Source organism: Rossellomorea pakistanensis (genome assembly GCF_016908495.1).
Classification (GTDB): Bacteria; Bacillota; Bacilli; order Bacillales; family Bacillaceae_B; genus Rossellomorea; species Rossellomorea pakistanensis.
In genome coordinates, this window is record NZ_JAFBDZ010000004.1 from 416,306 (window position 1) to 436,993 (window position 20,688).

At 36.1% G+C, this 20,688-nt stretch carries 15 protein-coding genes and 1 pseudogene; 2 read left to right on the forward strand and 14 right to left on the reverse strand.

All coding sequences use genetic code 11. The features are described from left to right. The first annotated feature begins 402 nt into the window (after positions 1 to 402). Positions 403 to 636 carry a Ger(x)C family spore germination C-terminal domain-containing protein gene (locus JOC86_RS19565; RefSeq protein ID WP_205174726.1) on the forward strand — a complete coding sequence of 78 codons (234 nt, stop codon included), beginning with the start codon at positions 403 to 405 and terminating at the stop codon, positions 634 to 636. Positions 637 to 1,226: 590 nt separating this feature from the next. On the opposite strand, the gene JOC86_RS19570 is transcribed toward JOC86_RS19565, so the two are convergent. The 14 genes and pseudogenes from JOC86_RS19570 to JOC86_RS19630 all read right to left on the reverse strand — a co-directional run bounded on the left by JOC86_RS19570 (position 1,227) and on the right by JOC86_RS19630 (position 20,081). Beyond that, positions 1,227 to 4,172: a PAS domain S-box protein gene (locus JOC86_RS19570; RefSeq protein ID WP_205174617.1), complete on the reverse strand. Its 2,946-nt coding sequence runs from the start codon at positions 4,170 to 4,172 to the stop codon at positions 1,227 to 1,229. Positions 4,173 to 4,827: 655 nt separating this feature from the next. Next, the gene (locus tag JOC86_RS19575) at positions 4,828 to 5,748 is read right to left on the reverse strand and encodes an ABC transporter substrate-binding protein (RefSeq protein ID WP_205174618.1); all 921 of its coding nucleotides are present in this window, start codon (positions 5,746 to 5,748) and stop codon (positions 4,828 to 4,830) included. 626 nt (positions 5,749 to 6,374) lie between these two features. After that, positions 6,375 to 6,797, reverse strand: coding sequence for a hypothetical protein (locus JOC86_RS19580; protein WP_205174619.1), 423 nt, complete (start codon positions 6,795 to 6,797; stop codon positions 6,375 to 6,377). A gap of 523 nt (positions 6,798 to 7,320) precedes the next feature. Beyond that, a complete protein-coding gene (locus JOC86_RS19585; RefSeq protein WP_239587738.1) occupies positions 7,321 to 8,481 on the reverse strand; it encodes an amidohydrolase in 1,161 nt (386 codons plus the stop codon). An 11-nt stretch (positions 8,482 to 8,492) separates the two neighbouring features. Beyond that, complete coding sequence (locus tag JOC86_RS19590) at positions 8,493 to 9,731, reverse strand: allantoate amidohydrolase (protein ID WP_205174727.1); 1,239 nt, start codon at positions 9,729 to 9,731, stop codon at positions 8,493 to 8,495. 107 nt (positions 9,732 to 9,838) lie between these two features. Next, positions 9,839 to 11,026 carry a hypothetical protein gene (locus tag JOC86_RS19595; protein WP_205174621.1) on the reverse strand — a complete coding sequence of 396 codons (1,188 nt, stop codon included), beginning with the start codon at positions 11,024 to 11,026 and terminating at the stop codon, positions 9,839 to 9,841. Between the two features lie 282 nt (positions 11,027 to 11,308). Further along, complete coding sequence (locus JOC86_RS19600; RefSeq protein ID WP_205174622.1) at positions 11,309 to 13,471, reverse strand: YhgE/Pip domain-containing protein; 2,163 nt, start codon at positions 13,469 to 13,471, stop codon at positions 11,309 to 11,311. Positions 13,472 to 13,640: 169 nt separating this feature from the next. Further along, positions 13,641 to 14,225 (reverse strand): annotated as a pseudogene (locus JOC86_RS19605) (SDR family NAD(P)-dependent oxidoreductase); the annotation flags it as partial. Between the two features lie 19 nt (positions 14,226 to 14,244). After that, positions 14,245 to 14,394, reverse strand: a complete 150-nt coding sequence (locus tag JOC86_RS25070) for an SDR family NAD(P)-dependent oxidoreductase (RefSeq protein ID WP_275583416.1) — start codon at positions 14,392 to 14,394, stop codon at positions 14,245 to 14,247. Between the two features lie 156 nt (positions 14,395 to 14,550). Then, positions 14,551 to 16,281: an ATP-binding protein gene (locus tag JOC86_RS19610; protein WP_205174623.1), complete on the reverse strand. Its 1,731-nt coding sequence runs from the start codon at positions 16,279 to 16,281 to the stop codon at positions 14,551 to 14,553. A 1-nt stretch (position 16,282) separates the two neighbouring features. After that, the gene (locus JOC86_RS19615) at positions 16,283 to 17,455 is read right to left on the reverse strand and encodes a beta-ketoacyl synthase N-terminal-like domain-containing protein (protein ID WP_205174624.1); all 1,173 of its coding nucleotides are present in this window, start codon (positions 17,453 to 17,455) and stop codon (positions 16,283 to 16,285) included. Positions 17,456 to 17,738: 283 nt separating this feature from the next. Then, a complete protein-coding gene (locus JOC86_RS19620; RefSeq protein WP_205174625.1) occupies positions 17,739 to 18,782 on the reverse strand; it encodes an SDR family oxidoreductase in 1,044 nt (347 codons plus the stop codon). Between the two features lie 317 nt (positions 18,783 to 19,099). Beyond that, positions 19,100 to 19,324, reverse strand: a complete 225-nt coding sequence (locus JOC86_RS19625; protein ID WP_205174626.1) for a DUF3951 domain-containing protein — start codon at positions 19,322 to 19,324, stop codon at positions 19,100 to 19,102. Positions 19,325 to 19,433: 109 nt separating this feature from the next. Next, positions 19,434 to 20,081 (reverse strand): RNA polymerase sigma factor, encoded by a 648-nt coding sequence (locus tag JOC86_RS19630; protein ID WP_205174627.1) that lies wholly within the window; start codon positions 20,079 to 20,081, stop codon positions 19,434 to 19,436. 92 nt (positions 20,082 to 20,173) lie between these two features. On the opposite strand from JOC86_RS19630, the gene JOC86_RS19635 reads away from it, so the two are divergent. Beyond that, positions 20,174 to 20,596 (forward strand): VOC family protein, encoded by a 423-nt coding sequence (locus JOC86_RS19635; protein ID WP_205174628.1) that lies wholly within the window; start codon positions 20,174 to 20,176, stop codon positions 20,594 to 20,596. The last annotated feature ends 92 nt before the right edge of the window (positions 20,597 to 20,688 follow it).

Sequence of the window (20,688 nt, forward strand, 5' to 3'; positions counted from 1 at the left end):
TCTACCATACTCCCGTTATCGATAATAGTATTAAAAATAAATCAAATTCATATAATACATTTAAAAAATCCATTATGATTGACATTATTTTTCCATGAGTTCCACCGACGAACTCCTTCAGTTAAATTTTAATGACGATAATTGCACGTTCTTTGTGCTTGTTTCGCATTTGGTATTGATTCTCAAATATTTAACCATAGGTATACCGAAAAAATCATCCACTTTTTTGCACACCACAAAGTAAAGTAAACGAAACAACCATTATCCTCAAAAAATAGTAGTTACTTTATCAATTGCTTCCTATAATTTTTACTATTATTACTATACATTCGCTTGGCATTTTTTCATAGTAGCGAATTTTTTTTGATGAAGGGATTTATCTAACAAAAAAGAACAAAAGAAATTGAAGATGACATTCATAAAAGGACATTAGATTTAATAAGGGCTTTTCAAGATAAAAATATAGACCCATTGCAATTAGGGTTACTTACAAAAAGGGCATTTTCACAAACTTATCAAGGAAATGAGTGGGAGGAAGCATGGCCGCAATATAACATTAATTTAAAAATTGACTTAAATATTAAAGATTATGGAACTTACCAGCAAAGGGAAACTGAAGGAGAAGAAGTATTCTGAGTTAATCTGACTAACATTTAAGTTCAGTTTGTCTAGACGATCGTGTACTTTTAATAAGAGTATGATAATTAGCTCGTTTTATATTCGAACTAACCGAACAATCTTTCTATAATAAGGGGAAAAAATAGATATTTGATTGTCCAATAACATTGATTAAATTATTTTGAAATCAAACTATTTCTAATCTTTTAGAAGTATTCTATTTTCTAACGAAAAAGACGCGTTCCTAAAGAAACTCGCTGATTATGGAAGATCAATTATATTTTCTATTAAATAATAAGCACTAGTTAGTTGGAAAGGTAACTATATTTTATCTCACTAAGAATTCCAATTGTGGTGTTTTCACATTTAGAGAAGGTGGGTTTTTAATTTCTTACCTTTTTAATAAACCCAAGAGGCCTTTAAACGCAAATGTGAGCCTCTAAGGCTTTTTACTTTTTCAAAAATTAAGATATGGTGAACCATTTGGCTAAAATCTATTAGAATAGGGTGTATGTTTTCCTGGAATAAGGAATCCTCCTTGATAGACAAAAGATCTAGTCTGTAATAATACTGTCTAAAATTACGTATCCCTATTCTCTCGATTCAGTTTAAGGAAGTGAAGGAATACTTTGGCTTTTCAAAGTATGGATAGGCAGAATGACATCAACTTTCGTTCCTTTCCCCACTTCACTTTCAATACATATTTGTCCTCCATGCGCTTCCATTATTTTGTAACAAATCATTAATCCTAAGCCGACTCCTTCTTCTTTAATACTATAAAAAGGTTCTCCGATATATGGCATTCGTTCTTTTGGAATCCCGCATCCTTGATCGATAATGCTAACGCATACTTGATGCTCATCAGATTTTTTGACTTGAATCAAAACTTCTCCGCCCTGCGGCATCGATTCAATGGCATTTTTCAAAATATTGATAAACACTTGTTTTAATTGGTTCCGCTCAAATGGAACGTATGGAATACCCGATTCGAACTCCGTTTTAATTTGGACATTGTTAATATTCACTTGAGGTTGGAATAAGAGGGTGACCTGTTCAATTATCATATACATATCATTAGGTTGAACCTTTACTGCCTGTGGCTTGGCTGCCGCCATAAATTCATTTGTAATGCCTTCTATCCGACTAATCTCTGATAATACCACATCTATATAACGATGGTGGCTCTCATGTTCCGTAGATTTTAGTAATTGAATAAACCCTTTCATTACGGTTAAAGGATTGTTCACTTCATGGGCGATGGCAGTGGCTAAATGCCCTACAACAGCAAGTTTCTCCGATTTTCGTAATAATTCTTCTGTTTTTAACCGGTCAGTGATATCTCGAGAGGTGGCCAGGAAAACTTCCTTCCCACCTAAGTTAAAACGTTGGAAACTAAGCTCCACATTCATTTTTTTACCAGATTTAAAAACATATTCGTCTTGTAAAGTGAAAGATCGTTGCCCTCCTCTAATTTTTTCCATAAATCTTATATATTGCCTAGAATCTTGCGGAACAACATCGGTAAGAGGCATCGAGAGAAGTTCTTCCCTGCTGTACCCAAATCGTTCACACCCAACCGGATTTATTTCAATAAATCGGGGAGATCGATCGCCATCCAATTCTACTAAGTATACCGCATCAGGTGTCTGTTCAAATAGAACACGGTATTTCATTTCACTTTCTTTCAATGCTTCTTCCATTAATTTATGCTCCGTAATATCCCTTAAGATGGATACGAAAGCGGTCACATTTCCCTTCGCATTTACAATCGGGGAAACGAAGCTGCTAACATCAATGAGACTTCCATCTTTTCGTTGCCTAATCGTTTCAAACGACATTACATGCCTGTTATTCAATATTTTTTGAAGGATTTCAGTATACTGGTCAACTAAAAAATCGGGAATAATAGGTTTTTTACTTCCTATTACTTCTTGTTCAGTCCAGCCAAATACTTCTTCAAAAGCTTTATTCACTTTTATGACATTATGTTTTAAGTCAAAAATAATAATTGAATCCATGGTATTTTTAAGGAATAAGTTCAATTGTTGTTTGGTCGATTGCAGATCTTCTTCCATTTGCTTATTTTCGGTAATGTCTTTTACAATTCCATAAACTCCAACAATCTCATTGTCTATAAAAATAGGAAAATTTTTTACTTTTATATCGATAGGGTATCCATTTTTGTGCTTGATCGCCACCACATATTCCTGCGGCTTTCCTTTCATTGTTTTTTCGAAATATTTCATTCCATTTTCCAGATATTCTGGAAGAATTAGTGATGGAAGCGATATTTCTTGAAGTTCTTTAACCGAATAACCAATCATTCTTTCCAAAGCCGGATTCGCATCCAATAAATTTGCCTGTAAATCACAAGAAAAGATTCCATCAGGATTATGCTCAAAAAGAGATTTATAAAAATCCGGCAATTTTATCGATCGTTTTTCCACCACTTGTTTCTTGTCATTAAGAGTGCGGTGTATTCCCTTCCTAGTAAAACTATTTATACTTAAGGAAGAAGGAAGCGTTCCATCTATCATACTTGGGAAGGAAGAATTTGAAGCAAAAGATATGTCATTAAAACTTGTTAAAGTCGGAGGAATAACATGAACAATCGAACCGATAGGCATTCCTCCATAGATATATGGCGTCAGCTCAAAACGCCACATTCCATTTAAATGTCCATATTCCCAATGCATCCTTGTCGTTGAGGATAATGAAAAAGAAGGAGTGCCGATCAAGAAATGGTTCGAATCAATTAACCCTTGCTCATATAATAAAGGAGATGCTTTCATCACCCTCCCTCCCCGATCTAAAACAGCTAAACAGGACTTTGACTGCAAAGAAATATTTTTGCTTTTGTAATATTCAAGCAGTTTAAACCGTTCCCCCTTTAACTGCCTCAGCAGCATCTCATTTACATCTCGTGCAGCTGAAGATACGACTGATAAAACATGAGGATGGTTGACTACCCATAGCCCTGCCATATTAATGACTCCCAAAATTTTTTGGGTAGCTGGATCACGGATAGGCGTAGCTGAACATGTCCACTTTTGTAACTCTTGACAAAAGTGTTCTCCAGCAAACACTTGAATCGGAGAACCCGTGACGATTGCTGTTCCGATTGCATTCGTACCTGCATTATTTTCTGCCCAAGACGAACCAGCGACCAAATTCATATCTTCAGCCTTTAGCATTAAAGACAAATCTCCGTCTAAATAAACGATATCGCCGGAAGAGTTGGTAAACGTTATCAAATGGCCAGAATCCATATACATATTCTTTAATTTCGTAAGTACCGGTTTTAAAGTATGAAATAAAGGATCCGTTGATACATATTCCATAATTTCTTCTTCACTGAGGTTAATGGAAGTCTTACTTTGAAGTGGACTGATTCCCTGCTTCAAACAACGCTGCCAAGAATCATACATGATAGGGCGGATTATCGTGGATGTGTTATGATTAGAAATAAATTTTTCCCACTCTTGTTGAAGCTTCTGCTTTTCTACTTTCGGGCAAGTATACTGATCCAGAGCTATTAGGTTATTTATTATCATAGCAATCCCTCCAAAGATATAATTGTAGTTGCGGATTCTTTTTCCTTCGAAATTTCTCGAATGATTATATTCTGAATTAATTGATTATTATTGGAGGGCTGAGCCCATTTTAACAGAATGTTGATCTTTATAAATCATATTTCCTATAATGTACGAAGGGGCTAACTTTTTTACGTAGGTTTACGCTAAAAATGTTGGCGGACCCCATAAACAGCTAGATAATGATAACAACTATTAAAGGTATTATTTTTTATTTATTATATCCCTTAGGATATTAGGACTACGTTAACGTCTAATTTACTATTACTATATATTAGTAAGGGAGTCTTATTAGTAAAAATGATATCATATTCCTTTTATTGTGAACAGTCGAAATATTCAGTCTATTATACAACAAGGATATTTTCTAAGTATCCTTTGGAAAATCCAGTTTATTTCGAAATCGTAAGACCTTATTAATCGATATTGGAATAAGTTTTACTATTTTAATCTTCTTAGTTATAATTTCGTATTTAAAACCTTGGGGAAAAGGAACAAAAATAGAAAAAAAGCAAAACCCTTCTAAAACACATAGTTAAGAGCGTTTACATTTTCATAATATGGCCGTTATATAAATAAATCGAGAAGGAGGGGATGCCCCCCTCCTTCTCGATTATTAGTTCTGTAGAAATGATTCCTTAAAAATTTCAAGTAGATATTCAAGTGTAATGGGATCACTGTAAGTGGATGCTTTCGTATTGATTTCAATAACACGGTTATTTTTCACCGCTGGTAGATTTTTCCATATTTCAGTTTCCAAGAATGAACTATCACCGTCTGGGTTTTTGCTAAAGACAATGTAATCTCCGGCAAACTCAGGAAGAACTTCTAATGATAGTGCATAGTAGCCTGGTTTTTGCGCCATTTTTTCCACTTTTTTAGGCATTTTCAAATCCATTGCTTGATACAAAATTTCGGTTCCGCGTGCCCATTTATCACCAAATACGTAAAGCTGCTTAGCATCATTCTCAATCACAGAAACGGTTGCATCTTCGCCAATTTTTGCTCGAATAGCTTCTCCTGTAGCTTCAGCACGCATTTTAAAGTCATCAACCCATTCTTTTGCTTCCTTTTCTTTATTTAAGAGTTTTCCGATTTCAAGTTGCTGTGATAAATAATCTAATTTTCCCCATGTAAAGGCAACTGTAGGAGCAATTTCATTTAATTTCTCAATATTTTTCATTTCAGACCCCACAATGATTAAGTCTGGATTTAGTTCAATGATTTTCTCCAAGCTTTCATCTGAAACCACTTCAATTCCCTTTAATTTCTTTTTAAAAAGGGGATTCATATTCGTCCATTCATCTACCCCAACAATCTTTCCGCCTAAAGAAATAACATTAGGGGCATTCGAGAGTGCAACAATCCTTTTGGGTTCTGCAGGAACTTCAATTGGACCCGTTTCAGATTGGTAGGTAATGGTTCCCGATTTGTTTTCGTCTGTAGCAGTATTGTTCTCTTTATCTGTTGTTGTTTTGCTACCGCAAGCACTAATAATTAACAACATTAGCATAAATGGAATTAGTAGTTTTTTCACTTTGTTTTCTCCTTTAAATAGAATTTATACATTTTAGTTTTTTCTCGGACCTCGACTGAAAACTGCATCAATATGAAATCCTTTTGAGTATGTCTTGCTAAATTATTTCATCATTAGTTCCCTGTTTCATAATTTCTTCTTTACAAAAAGAAAAATTACAATTGAACCGATAATGGTGGTAATTTTTTTATCCTGAAATCCCTCTATATTAATCTTTCGTAATTAAACGTTCTCCATTATCATAATCTAGCTCTATGTATATAGGCGAACCATTACCTAACCTCCTCTTATGAAAACAGGCATCTCTAATGATAATGATTATCAGTATCGATTAATACTATATAACTACCTTTTCCTACTGTCAATACGTTTATTGTGTAACTTTTATATTTATTTTTCTTTTTTAATACTTATTTTTTCACATGAGCAATACAAAAAGGATCCTACATATTAGACATGAATGGAGGATCCTTTTAAATCTTTGCAAAAAAAAACCGGCCTATTTTTGAAGAATGATGCAACATTACAGATTTTGCGAAAAGAAAAGCCCATTACGGTTTCGTTAGCGTTATCAAGCTTTTCAATAGGATAAAACCATATCCCTAAACTTTCCGGGATACCATTTATTAATTACTCTTTATTAAAGCATTATCTAATTCACGTACTTTATCATATGCCTGTAACAAGTGCTCAGGGACCAATGTTCTCCCGTAATCCCAAGCATTCGTTTCTATTTCAGCTTTAAGCTTTTCTATTTCTTCATCATCACCATACTTTAGAGTCCTTAAATCATGTTTGTTTTTCTTAAAATCTAAGTAATACCCAATCACATGATAAAGAATCAATTTAACAAAATTTTCATCGGTCTCTCTCATTCTAATTTTACTGATATAACCGTTAACTTGAAGATAATTAAATTTTATAGTATTTGTCGATACGTTATAACTCATTGGTACCGTAAGATTATTATTAAATTCATAGAGAATATTTAAATTGTGCTTATCTAATGTATCTGTAATGATCTTCTCAATATTCCATGTATAAAGCATTTTACAATCACTTCCCTTAAAGTTTAAAAACACCTGTCAGTTTCCTTTAATATGAATCTAGCACTACTTTGGTCTTCCCCACTATCAAAATTAGAATATGGCATTAAATAAGAGCTCATTTAAAACTATTCAAGTTTGTATCTTGAATATCCTTCTATTCTTTCACAATGAATTTTGATCAAACTATTATAATTTATCAAGACATAAAAAAATAGGGGTAATACATATTAGTATGAAATATGTATTACCCTTTTTTAATTTCTTGTTTTACTCAGTAAGGTAGATAAATTGGAGAATTACAAACTTATTGAGGGTACAAAACCTAAATACCTTCCGAAAGTAACGACTTCTTTTAGATGAACGGTGCAATTTAAGAGTATCGCAGTCAACCCAAAGTTTAAATGACCGATGCTTTATCCATTTTATTTATTTCAAATATGAGGATTCCACCATTTTGAACTAATGGTACCTATCCCCCTAAGCAATAAATCATTATCGCACTAAAGGTCAGGCACCCGTATCATTATTCGTTTAAATAGGCCCATGCAAATTGAGCATAAAGTTCTGCACCTGTAGCGAGTCCATCCTCATCAACATTGAATTTGCCGTGATGATGAGCCCATTCTGTATCTTTTTCAGGATTTCCTGCTCCAACTAAAGCAAAGCTCCCAGGTACTTCATCTAAATAGAAGCTGAAATCTTCACCGCCCATTGTTGGTTTTTCATCATAAATGACCTCTTCACCAAATGCTTCTGAGGCTACTTTTTGTACTAGTTTCGCACTATATCCATCATTGATGACAGCTTGAGTACCACGGATATAATCCACCTCTGCCACCGCGCCATATATATTGGCAACATTTTCTGCATAAACTTGAAGTTGTTTATCAATATGATCGCGCGTTTCAGGATCAAAACAACGAACTGTTCCTTCAATCACAGCATTTTCCGCAATCACATTGAAGCGCGTTCCCACGACCATTTTTCCAACGGTTACAACAGCAGGGTGTTGCGGATCGATGGTTCTTGATACTACGGATTGGACATTCATCACAAAGGAAGAAGCCACAATAGCTGCATCAATACAATCTTGCGGCATTGCCCCATGTCCACCTCTTCCTTTGAAAGTCACGGTGAAAATATCTGCTGAAGCAAACGAAGGACCTGGTGAACAAGCGACTTTGTGGGTCGGCATTTGGGACCATATATGGAGTCCAAATGCATGATCAACTCCTTCAACTGCTCCTTGTTTGACCATTTCTTTTGCACCTGTACCAACTTCTTCAGCTGGTTGGAAAATAAGACGTACATTGCCCGGTAACTCATCTTTTATATCATTTAGTGCTTTTGCTGCAATCAATAGCATTGCCGTATGGGCATCGTGACCACATGCATGCATTTTTCCTTCTTCTTTTGAAGCATATGACAAATCTTTATTTAATTCGACTACAGATAAGGCATCCATATCGGCTCTTAACGCTACAGTCTTACCAGCTTTCCCGCCTTTAATCTCTGCAATGACACCTGTTGGTTCTGTTTTCCGATGTGAAATTCCTAAATTATTTAGATATTCACTAACAAATGCAGATGTATTGACTTCTTCCCATGATAATTCCGGTTCACTATGAAGTTTTCTCCGGATTTCAGTTAATTCTTCCCCATATTTTTGTATAGCTTCTTTCATTTTTTCATTGATCACTTTGCTTCGACCTCCGTTAAGGACTTTGCTGCTTCGTAAAATATCTGTACGCCCTTTGCCAGATCCATGGCATCTGACCACTCTTCCGGACAATGACTTCGTCCATCTTTACTTGGGACAAAAATCATTCCTACATCGGTCACATCAGAAAAAACCATTGCATCATGACCTGCACCGCTATTAATGGAACAATATGGAACACCTAATTCTGTACTCTTTTCTTTTAGTAAAGCGACCATTTCATTGTTCATACCTTTTGGCTTCATATATAATGGCTGTTCAACAGATATTCGGTATCCTTGTTCTTGATAGGAATGAATCAACCCCTTTATTTTTGCGATGACATTGCTGATTGGTTCTTCCTGACTTGAACGGATATCGACGGAAAATTCCACTTTATTTGGGATAACATTCGCTCCATTTGGAAGAACATGTAGGCGACCTGTAGTAATGACTGTCCCATTTTCTTCTTCAATTGCAAGACCTGGGAATTGAGAAATAATATTGGCCGCAGCAATTAATGCATCTGTACGGCGGTCCATAGGAGTTGTTCCTGCATGTCCAGCTTTTCCTTCAATGGTTACTTCTAATTGTGTCAATCCAACGATTGCTTCTACTACACCAATGGGAATATCCTTCTCTTCGAGGATCGGCCCCTGTTCAATATGCAATTCAAGGAACGATTTTATCGTATTAGGATCTCTCCTTTTCGGAAGCGACGAATTTAATCCGATTTTCTCCATCGCTTCTACCGTTGTCACACCATCTTTGTCTTTTAATCTCTTAAAATCTTCTTCACTAAGCGAACCTACCATCCCTCTTGATCCCATAAGTCCTCCACCAAATCGAGCACCCTCTTCTTCAATAAGAGCAACAATTTCTAATGGATATTTAGGTGTTAGTTGATTCTCGGCAAAAAGAGCCGCCACTTCAAGTGCCACAATTACACCTGCTGGGCCATCAAATGAGCCGCCATTTGGAACGGAATCAAAATGGGAGCCGATTAGTACACTTGGGGCATCTTTTAAAGTACCTTCAAGTTTACCAAAAATATTGCCTAAACCATCTTCCCTAATTGTTAGACCATATTCTTTCATTTTTTCTTTAATATAATTACGTGCAAGTAAATCTTCGTTACTATACGTTAACCGTGTAGTCCCTTTACCAGGTGTCGACGTAAATTCACTTAAATCATTTATTTGCTTCTCAATACGTTCCTTAAGATTCAATTCGATCCCCTCCTAATTTATCGTTAATTACCGAGTAGTAAGACACCCATTTCAAAGGCTGAGTCATTTCAAGAAGCCTAAGTGGGGTGCCCCCCCCCAAAGATGGTTTCACATTATAGGAGTTGTACAAATACACCCGCTAAAATAACCGATACGATTGTAACTGATATAAATCCACCAACAAGCATCGGAGGCAGCATATGGCTTAATAATGCTTCCTTTTCTTTTTCATCTTTTGTTAATGAATTGACGACTTCATTAGTAATAATATAATCCGCTGGAAAACCATATAACGCTGTTAGAGATACTGCGAACGCCATTTCTTTACTGACTTTTAATACTCTCCCTACAATGAACGAAAAGATATACATACCGATAACGGCTAAGATGATGCAAACAACGAGTGGATAAAGGATGTCCATCATCATATTCGGTGTTGCATTTTTTAATCCATCAAAAATGAAGAGCATAAGGAGCATGATAGCTAATCCAAAACCATTTGCTTTTTGAAGAGGATGTTTTTCCAAGAAACCAATACTTTTTGCAATCACTCCAAATAGTAAGCATAGTACAAAGGCGTTAATGGAGACTACTGGAGCTAATATAGTTGATACAAGGTATGCGAAAAAAGCGACAACCGCAATTCGGAAAAATGTAAAGTACTCAGTATTATATTTTCCAGGAAGGTTTTTAAACAGCTTAAGCTCTGTCATGCCTTCTGCAGCGGATGAATGTGAATCATCCTTCTTTTCCAATTGGCCATTACGATATTGATCTAGAAGCTTCTTCCCTTCCTTTTTCAAGAAAATAGATGTTAAAGGATATCCAGCAAAGCCTTGCATCACATAAATAACAATGGCAAAAACAGATAAACTCGTTAATCCTGCATTGGCAGCACCTTCTGACATAATTAATGCAGATACCATACCGCCCACTAAAGGAGGAATCGCTACAAGGATTGTCTCTAAATCAAAAATTAGGGTACCAATTCCGAATAATACAGCTACAATTCCAAGGATACCTGAAAGAGAGATGACAATGGTTTTCCATTGTCTTATCAATTCTTTAACCGAAAGTAATGTTCCCATGTTGACAATGATCAGGTACATCACCATCGTTGCGACAACCGGCGGAACACCTGCTATTGAAACAATATCTTGTGGGAAGAATGTCCAATATCCAATTAAAAATAGGATCGCACAAATAAAAACGGAAGGTACCCATGCCTTTGTTCGGACGGCTACAAAATCCCCGATAAATAAAATAAGAAGTACAATAACTAGAGCTAACATTTGAGACATTTGAGTGCCCTCTCTTTCATTTTAATATTATTTCGATATAATACCACCTTATTTTTCGAATTGAAAGTATTTTTTAATAATTTTGTAAACACACATTATTCCAATTACTTTTCACTTAACTTCGGAATGTATGCTAGTAATAAACACAGGTGGGACAATTTACCGATGTAACCAGTAGCTGATTATTAATTTAAAGTTACGTTGTTGGAACGTGAAAATTTTAGTGTTTCTAAAAAAAAGCCCTGCAGAGATTTCTCTCTGCAGGGCTCCATTTCCTCTTTCCTAATGAAACAACCCAGACTCTTTCGATTTCTTCATCAAGGCTTTTGTCTTCTTACTTAACGGACCTTTCAGGAAGGTTCCGATCAACAATGCAATGAGACCAAAAATCATGAGAAACATGAGATCTCTATAAACTCTCTCCCAAACAATCCCTCCAACTGCTTCTCTCATTAAATCAATCGCATAAGAGAATGGTAAGAACGGGTGAATGCTTTGGAAAAATTCGGGGAGTAATGCAACAGGATAAGTTCCTCCTGCACCAGCAATTTGTAGCACAAGTAGCACAATTGCCATTGCCTTTCCAACGTCCCCAAATACCGAAACTAATGTATAAACCACCAGGATGAATACCAAACTGCTCACCAATCCAAACAAGATAAACCACACTGGTTCTGCGATATCAACCCCCATTATGAAGATATCTCCTACTGTCACTACCAATGTTTGAACAAACCCGATGCTAATAAAAGTGAAAAGCTTCCCAAAGTAAATTTGCTTTTCTGTAAAACCTTCTGAACGATGAATACCTGTAGCCAGCAAGGAAATTAACAATAGTCCACCAACCCATATCGCCAGTACGGTATAAAAAGGAGTCATGCCTGTTCCATAGTTTGCAATTGGAAATAAGCTGTTCTTATTGAGTTTTACAGGCTCCTCAAAGAATCCCTTCTCGGCTTCTGGATCATTTTGCAGCAACTCAATGATTTCATTAATGTCGGTTTCCCCTTGGATTTCTCGAATCCGGTCGGCCAATTGATTAATTTTATCGTTGACGTATGGAAATTCAGCTAATATATGCTTGAGCGTTTCTTCCCCTTCTCCCAAGTTACCCTCTGTATTTGAAAGGATTTTTTCCACTTCTGGGAGAGTAGACTGGATTTCAATCAAAATTCCTCTAGCGTCACCCAACGTTTTCTTGGCATTCGCCACTTCTTGTCTGACAGTAGGCTCTATGTTTTCATTATATTCTTTGACAAATGCATCAATTTCATTGGCCGTTTTTGCTGATCTTTCTTGAAGTTGAGCGATCAAACCATCTACTTCCTGTTGTTTGTCAGAAAGGAACGTATTGATCCTTTGACCCCCTTGTTGGATTGACTGCAATTCTTTCTTCAATACGGCTAATTGTTCAAGAGCCTGATCGATTTGCTCCTGATTCTGATTTGTACCTTGTTCATTGTTATTTTGCTCCTGAAGCTGCTTAAGTGCAGCCTCTACTGCCTCTATGTTCTTCATTGAACTGGCTATTTGCTCATTAATCTGTTCACTAATTTGCTGTCCCTGGTTCAAATTGATATTAGATGTTTGCACATTGCTGATAAATTCGTTTACTTTCGTTGCCATACTCTGTACTTCCTCTAAATCCTTTTGTACTTGAGGTGCAATTTGATTTAGTCGATTCTCAGCCTTTTTCAAAAACGTTGTGGTTTCATCTATTGTCTGCAATCCCTCACCTGTTACACGCTTGGCATCAGGAACAAGTGCTTGTGCGTCATCAATGATGTTTTGGGCATTTTGCGCGTCTGCCAAGGACTCATTTAATAAGGTCTGAATTTCAGGTAGCTTATCTTCCATTTGAAACACATACTCTTCGAACTTCTTAATATCAGGAAGATCCTTTTCAATCTCTAATCCTAATTCATTAAATTTATCAAAAATTGTACCGTTCACCGTTGAGATAAAGTTGCTTGTAATTTTGTCGACGATCCCGCCTGCACCCGATTCTGTGATTTTAGGTGCAATGGCATTGATTTTTTCATTCACATAATACTCAACCTTCGCCTTCTCCGGGCGATCCTTCATGACGGTCCCTAACTTCTTGGAGAAATTCTCAGGAATCACGATGACAGCAAAATAGTCTCCGTATTCAACCTTATCCATCGCTTCTTTACGATCAACAAACTGCCAATCCATGTCATCGTTCTTCTTTAGTTCTTTGACAATCTCATCACCTATATGGATTTCCTTATCACGTACAGTGGCCCCGGTATCTTCATTCACAATTCCCACCGGAAGCTGATCTGTTTGACTATAAGGATCCCAGGACGCTTCAATATTAAACCAAGCATACAAAGAAGGTAATAACGTCAAGCCCCCAATCAATATTGCTGCAACCCAATTCGTAAAAATGTTCTTAATATCTTTTGTAAAAATGCTCCACATATTGTTCATCCCGTTCTTTTTGTTTTGTTGTTAGATTTTGGATCTTTCTTCATTTTATTCAAGATTTAAGTATAACATTGTAGAACAGGATTTTTAAATTTTACTTACTTCGTATTTCATTTAGACTGTTTTTTGTAATCATTGTTGTTATTTGAAAAGGAGTTAAAAGTTAACTCATATCCATTCCACCGTTCACAGGGATATAAGCACCATTTATATGGGGATTCCATTCAGCTACTATCCCTAAAATTGCACCAGCAATATCCTCAGGTTTAGCCAAGCGTTGTAATGGTGTTAAGCTTCTAAGCATTTCATGGGCTTCTGGTGGTTGATTTTTCGTTGCATCTGTTAAAACTAAACCGGGAGAAATAACATTCGTTGCAATATTTTTAGGTCCTAATTCCTGCGCCAAATACTTCGCAAATGAAGCAACAGCTGCTTTCGCTGTCCCATGTGCAATAAATCCTTGTGATGGAGTACGAGATAATCCACTGGAAATCAATACAATTTTCCCTTCACCTTGCTTTTCCATATGCGGGACAACCTCCTGGCATAGATGGAAAGCGGCACCCATTTCATTGTTTAACTTGTTAGAAAACTCTTCCCAATTCATTTCCATAAATGACTTCATAGCAAAATGAATATTGGCGTTGTTTATTAAAATATCAATCTTTCCAAACTCGCTAACAGACTGATCCACTAACTTTTTAACATCTTCCGTCTTCCTTACATCAGCTTGTACAATTTTCCCCCTTCGTCCTAATGCTTCTACCTCAGCAAAGAACGTTCAAAGCATCTTCTTTAGAACTATAATAATTGATGACAATATCAGCTCCCGCTTTGGCAAATAAAATAGCGGTAGCTGCACCAATCCCTCTACTTCCACCTGTTACAACTGCGACCTTATTATGTAATGGCTGCATCATTCGACCCCCACTCTTTTGTAATCAATATACAATAATCATCTCCTATTTTTCATACATTCTGTTTATAGGGCAAATAAAAAAAGAATGTGCAATAGGTGACATTACACACTCTTATGATTGTCTAATTTATCATTTCGTTTCATTCATGCTTGATCATGATGCCTCTTTAAGAATAATCGTAAGCACTGTCCCCCATTTCTCTTTACTCTTGATCTTCATTTCCCCGTTGTTATCGCTAATAAGTTTAAAGCATATGGTGAGCCCTATCCCGGTACCTTTTTCTTTGCTTGTATAGAAAGGCTCTCCGATTCGAGAAAGACGTTTTTTCGATATCCCTTCTCCATTATCGATCACGCGGATACGGATGTTCTCTTCATGATAGTGATCTAGTATAATCTTCACTTTACCCTCTTTAGGGATCGCTTCTAAACTGTTTTTTATCACATTGATGATCACTTGCTTAAGGTGGGCTTTCTCCATTAAAACATGGGTAGAAGTTTTCAATCGATTCACTAAGACAATTTCTTTATTCTGTTCCATGGCCATAGCTTCAAATAGAAGATTTATATTTTTCATTTCTTCAGCAAGATTCACACGAGTATGCAATTGTGCCTTATGTTCCTTCGCTTCAGGTTTTGCTAAAATCAATAATTCTTTTAGTACTTGATTGATTCGATCAATTTCTTCTAATACTAGATTTTCAAATTCGGATTGGGAGCTTCTCTCTTTTAGAAGCTGAATAAATCCTCTTATAGTCGTCAAAGGATTACGGATCTCATGGGCAACACTTGCTGCCATTTCGCCAATTACTTTTAATTTCTCGGAAGACAGTAATAATTGCTCATTTTGTTTTTGTTCTGTCACATCAAGACCAAAGAAAAGGGTATAGGCTTCTCCTGGGTATTCAGGTAATTCTTTGTAACCCCATTGAACAAAGTGAACCTCACCTTTTGAATCTATGAACTTCTGAATTCCTTCATAGTCAGATTCGATCATTTGTGTTTGAGATAATAATTCAGTAAACTCCTGACCAAGTAACTCCTCTCTATTGGCGGATAATAAGTCACAAAACGAATCATTCACTTTGACGATATGGTTTAGGCTATTTTTCACTAAGAGATAGTTGGGATTAATATTCATAATCGCTTCCAATAACTCACTTTGCCTTGTTAACTGACGATTGATTCTATTAATTTTATTCGATTGCATTTGAAAGAATCCTAGAAATAATATGACCGCAACCAATATAGAATTGAAACTAGAAAGATATAAAGGAATAAAGACAAAACCGCTTAGAACGCCATTTGTAAAAATTAACACGGCTGCCCCAACCAATTTACAGTAAAAAGATTTATAATAATGCGCTTGCAGCTTCAAAGTAACAGCTAAAAGAAGAAAGGTATTGATGAATACAAATAAAACACTAACAATAAAAGTAGAATTTAAAACACCATAAACAGGGAGCCAGTGTGATGGTGATAATGGTGTTTCTAAAACCATCGTAAACGACATGACCCCGAGCTTGGTAAAATTAATCAAATATACAGTAAGGCTATAAATGACTAAGATAAAAAGTCCTATTCGATTAAAAAAAAGTTTAAACCCCTTTATTTGAGGATTTTCACGAATAAGATGGTATGGAAAAAAATACATTAAAGGCATAATAAAGATCGGTCCCATTCGAAACAATCGAAACAGAAAATCAATGGTAGCCAAACTTAATAATTCGTCCGCGTAAAGAATAGCAATATCAATTTGCCAAAAGGATAGCATCAAAAGAAAAAGCGATAAGGCTTTTGATAAAGGAGTCTTTGAAAAAAACAAAATGGAAATGGCAATGATGAAAGGAATGATCGAAATCGCTAGTAATAAAATAAATTCCATTTTACTTCCCTCCTTTTGAGATCAATGTACAGCTATTACTCCCTCCATAACCCTGAGATGTAATTAGCACGCTTTGAACTTCTTTTCGTAATAGTGATTCTGTAATTGGTAATCCTGGATAATTCGTTTTTTTAGAATTTATAGTAGGGGGAATAAAATGGTTCTCCATGCTAACCAAACTAGAAATGACTTGAAACATTCCTGATGCCCCCATTGAATGGCCTACCATCCCTTTTATAGAAGTAATCGGAACCTTATACTTATTAAATCGTTTTTCATAGATATAGGCTTCGATATCATCATTTTTCTTAATCCCAAGCCCTTGACTGTTGATATACGTAGGGATTTCAGACCCGATACATTCATCCACGGCTTTTAATAAGGAACCACCTGACGGATCTGTTTGATAGGGAGAAAGTGCGTCTTGGGTCATTGATGTTTTCCTAACCACTCCTAAAACCTTTGCTCCCCTTTGCGAAGCAATGTCTTGACGTTCAACGATCAAAACACCGGCTCCTTCTGACATCGTAAATCCTTCACCACCGGAAAAAGGCCCATAGGGTACTTCCCCATCTTTTAAAACCTGTAAAACTTTTAATGGTAAAAACCCTTTCATTAATGTTTCACAAACAGTCGCATCGGTTCCCCCAACTATACAAATGTCCACCTGGTTTGACTTTAGAAGAATGTCCGCCAATTGTAAAGCATCCAATCCTGATGTACAGCTATTTGCCAAGGTAAAAGACATCCCGTTCAATTGGAATGCTGCACAAACACTGGAAGACAAAGAGTAGGCATTCATATTACCAATTGTAAAGGGAGATGCTCGCCTATGCTTGTCTAGCTTTCTTGTATGGTCGATGACTTCCGAAGTGACACCTCCAGAAGAACCAATAACTACAGCTACACGGTAGTCTTCTAATTTTACCATAGCCATTTGAATAGCATCTTGGCAGGCATGCAGCAAGAATTGTACCGCTTTTGGATACCTTTTGCCGTTTGGTAACGACGTAACCCTGATATCCTCCTCCTTCACTCTTCCTACATACAAGGTTTTGTCATGGAAAGTTTCTTCTTGTAAAACATCCTCTCCTATTTTAAGAATCTCGGTAAATCGTTCTATGGTTGAAAATTTTGGTCCTATAATTCCACTGCCTGTGATAACTGTTTCCATAAACCAAATCCCCTAACTATTGGTGTAAAAACATTCTTCTGATTCTGGTCTGATTCTATTTTACTATAAAAAAAGCGAAGCAATTTGCCTAACATGAAATCTTAGACTCATACTTTTAGATAAATAAAAAACTTTCTTGTTCTAGATGATTGCAAAGGAGATAACGTATAGAAAAATACTGCATTAAAAAAACGCCTTCCTTCTGTCAATTTTACAAAAGATTGGCGTTTTTCTTGTATTCATCATTTCCCCTTGACTAATTGGGGATAAGGGAATATTCCCATCACAATGATCCCTTTTTTTCTTTTTGAAACCAAGCCTCTAACAGCTTCTGCTCTCTTTCTCGAGAGACCCCCGCTTTTCGTTCTTTATCTTGTCTCGTTTTTTCCCATTGATATACATCATAAATGGTCTCTTCAATAGGTTGAAATGTAAGACCTCCGTTAACAGCTTTTTCTATACTAATAGAAAAACTACCTTTCCATGGTTCGATTTCTCCCTCTAACGGGAAGTGTTCAGGAACCCAAAGAGGCATCTCTGTCCATGGCTGAACTTTTTGCTCCTGAAAAAATTCTTCTTCTCCCCATACAAATTCGACATCGCTGGATGTGACCGCTTTACAGGTGTTTAATAGCTCTTCCATAGTCAATGCATCACTCGGGCCTGTTACATTGAAGGATCCACCTTGTCTGTTTTCAGCCATATTGAACACCCATATGGCGATATCTTTTACGTTAATCAATTGAACAGGGCGATTTGGACGTCCCGGCACTAATACTTTTCCGCCTTGTGCAACACGCTGAACCCAATACGGAAGCCGATCCGTATAGTCAAACGGTCCAACTAGCTGCCCCGCTCTTACATGCAAAACACGTCCTGGCCACTGCTTCTCCGCTTCTGCTTCACATAATACCTTCAAAGCTCCATAATACTCGTAAGGAGAAACCATCCCTTCCTCAACGTCTTTCAATTTATTCGGTGGCATGGATTGTAAAGGGTAGTCCTCGGTAATATTGAGTGGAACCCAATCTTTATAAACAGAGATGCTTGAGATGAATGTATAATGCTCAATGTTATCCCCGAGTACTGCAGCAATTTTTTTGATTTGATGGGGAGCAAATCCACATGTATCCATGACAACGTCCCATTTTCTATTTTCTAGTTGTGAAACATCACTGTCTCTATTGCCGATAAGCTGCTCCACTTCAGGAAACGCCTCTTTATTATTACCGCGATTAAACAAAGTGACTTCATGCCCTCTTTTCAAGGATTCTTCTACCAAAGCTTTCCCTAAAAAACGAGTACCTCCTAATATAAGAACATTCATTGTTTTCCCCCATTCCATTTAATAGTCTATAAAAATACTTTTAATGTTAAACGGTTTTCCTTTGTAAAAAGTTACGGGGTGTTTGAGAAATTTTTGTTTTTTATTTCTATATCAGGTATTGGCTGATGGTTCAAAAAGTCTACTTTTACTCTGACAAATGGATTCGTTTCTTCAAGGTAAGGAAAATGGGCACTTTTACTTTTAAAAAGGAGCTGTCCTAAGCAACTTCTTTTACTATTGAACTCAATATTTCAGTTAAAACAACAATTTTATATTTAAGATTAAAGTAATGATCTCTTGATTATAATTAACTTTTTTCATAGTGATTTTCTCCGGTTCTTACCGTCTCCCTGGTTTTCCTCTTCCACAAGAATCTCTTGTTCCTCATGAAATTCCACTTCCGTCTGTCCAGTGATTTCGTCAAATGGCGTGTAGTAGGGAGTTACACTTCTTTTCTTTACAAAAATTTTATAAAAACCAACTAGAACCAATATCACTATAACGGTCGGAAACCCTATTGCCATTAAACCCATCGGATTCATCTTTTTTACCCCTTTTTTAGTTCTCAATAACCTAATATTTCTTTTAAAATACGATCGACCCAGGGATTGGTTTCGGTATTTTTAAAATCACTTAGTACAATATGACCTTCTAAAATGATAGCTCTAAGATATTTCCATCTGGATCTATGACATAACAAACTGATTGTTCTGGCCTACTTCTAAATTGATAGTTTCGTGTTTCTAAAAGCCGATAATAATAGAATAGTTGAACTGGATTTGAATCCTTTAATGCTTTTGATAAACCACTGATGATTTTGTGATTAGATACATCCCTATTTGTTGAAGGTTTAACTGCGGGGGATTCAAGCTTTTTCCTCGCTCGATGAAGAGCTGTTTTAATGGATTCATTGCTTATTCTAAGCATGGATGCAATCTCTTTGGAGGAATAGCCAAAGACATCTTTTAATGTTAAAAGCATGGCTTGCTTTAAAGGTAATGTAGTAACTAGAATTTCGATTAAACTATCGTATTCTATAAAATCTTGTGATCCACTATTCGTCTCTTCATCAAATAAATAGAACTCTCTACTTTTTCTTTTTTCGTCAATGAAAAGGTTTTTGGCAACCTGAAAGAGAAATGAAGTGGAGAATAAGCGGTCGGGTTCTAACTTTTTTAGCTTGTATACTTTTACCATCGTTTCTTGTACAAGATCTTCTGCTAACCAGGTAGAACGAGATAACTTTATGCAATATCTATATAGTTTATTAATGGTTTCTTCTATATTTTCAAATACCAAATTTCATCCCACCCAAAAAAATAAAATTATATGTAACTTTTTATCCATTATATTCGTTATACCAAAGAATACAAATAGTAAGGAGAGATGACATGTTTAAAGTAGGAAGTATTTTTATCCCTGTCACCAATATGGAGAAATCAATGGCTTGGTATGAAAAGAATCTAGGTGTTAAGATGATTGATCAGTGGGATGAAGGAGCAGGTTTTTACTTTCCAAATAGTTCAACCCAGATGGCATTAGTTCAGGTTCAAAATCCACAACCCACTGAATTTGTCATCAAAGGAAATAAAAAAAATGTCTATTTCAATTTCCTAGTCGAGGATATCGAAGAAGTCTATGATCACCTAAATAACAATGGAGTCGTGACAACTGAAATTGAAGATTTCGGCGGGATGAAAGGATTTGATTTTTTCGATTTAGATGAAAATCCTTTTAGTGTGGTAAATGAAGACAAAAGTTCCCCTTATTATCGTGAAAATGTGAGGAGATTGCAGGGGAATATATCTATATAATACAAAAAATGCTAAGTAATTCCGATAACGTGAAGAAAAATTACGCCCCATAAAAAAACAAGTAAAATAAAATATAATCATCACACAAAAAA

Coding starts and splice junctions, on each gene's coding strand:
- JOC86_RS19570 (WP_205174617.1), bottom strand. CDS start 4,172: ATGATAATAAATAACCTAATAGCTCTGGATCAGTATACTTGCCCGAAA.
- JOC86_RS19580 (WP_205174619.1), bottom strand. CDS start 6,797: ATGCTTTATACATGGAATATTGAGAAGATCATTACAGATACATTAGAT.
- JOC86_RS19585 (WP_239587738.1), bottom strand. CDS start 8,481: ATGAAAGAAGCTATACAAAAATATGGGGAAGAATTAACTGAAATCCGG.
- JOC86_RS19595 (WP_205174621.1), bottom strand. CDS start 11,026: ATGTCTCAAATGTTAGCTCTAGTTATTGTACTTCTTATTTTATTTATC.
- JOC86_RS19600 (WP_205174622.1), bottom strand. CDS start 13,471: ATGTGGAGCATTTTTACAAAAGATATTAAGAACATTTTTACGAATTGG.
- JOC86_RS25070 (WP_275583416.1), bottom strand. CDS start 14,394: ATGCAGCCATTACATAATAAGGTCGCAGTTGTAACAGGTGGAAGTAGA.
- JOC86_RS19610 (WP_205174623.1), bottom strand. CDS start 16,281: ATGGAATTTATTTTATTACTAGCGATTTCGATCATTCCTTTCATCATT.
- JOC86_RS19615 (WP_205174624.1), bottom strand. CDS start 17,455: ATGGAAACAGTTATCACAGGCAGTGGAATTATAGGACCAAAATTTTCA.
- JOC86_RS19620 (WP_205174625.1), bottom strand. CDS start 18,782: ATGAATGTTCTTATATTAGGAGGTACTCGTTTTTTAGGGAAAGCTTTG.
- JOC86_RS19625 (WP_205174626.1), bottom strand. CDS start 19,324: ATGAATCCGATGGGTTTAATGGCAATAGGGTTTCCGACCGTTATAGTG.
- JOC86_RS19635 (WP_205174628.1), top strand. CDS start 20,174: ATGTTTAAAGTAGGAAGTATTTTTATCCCTGTCACCAATATGGAGAAA.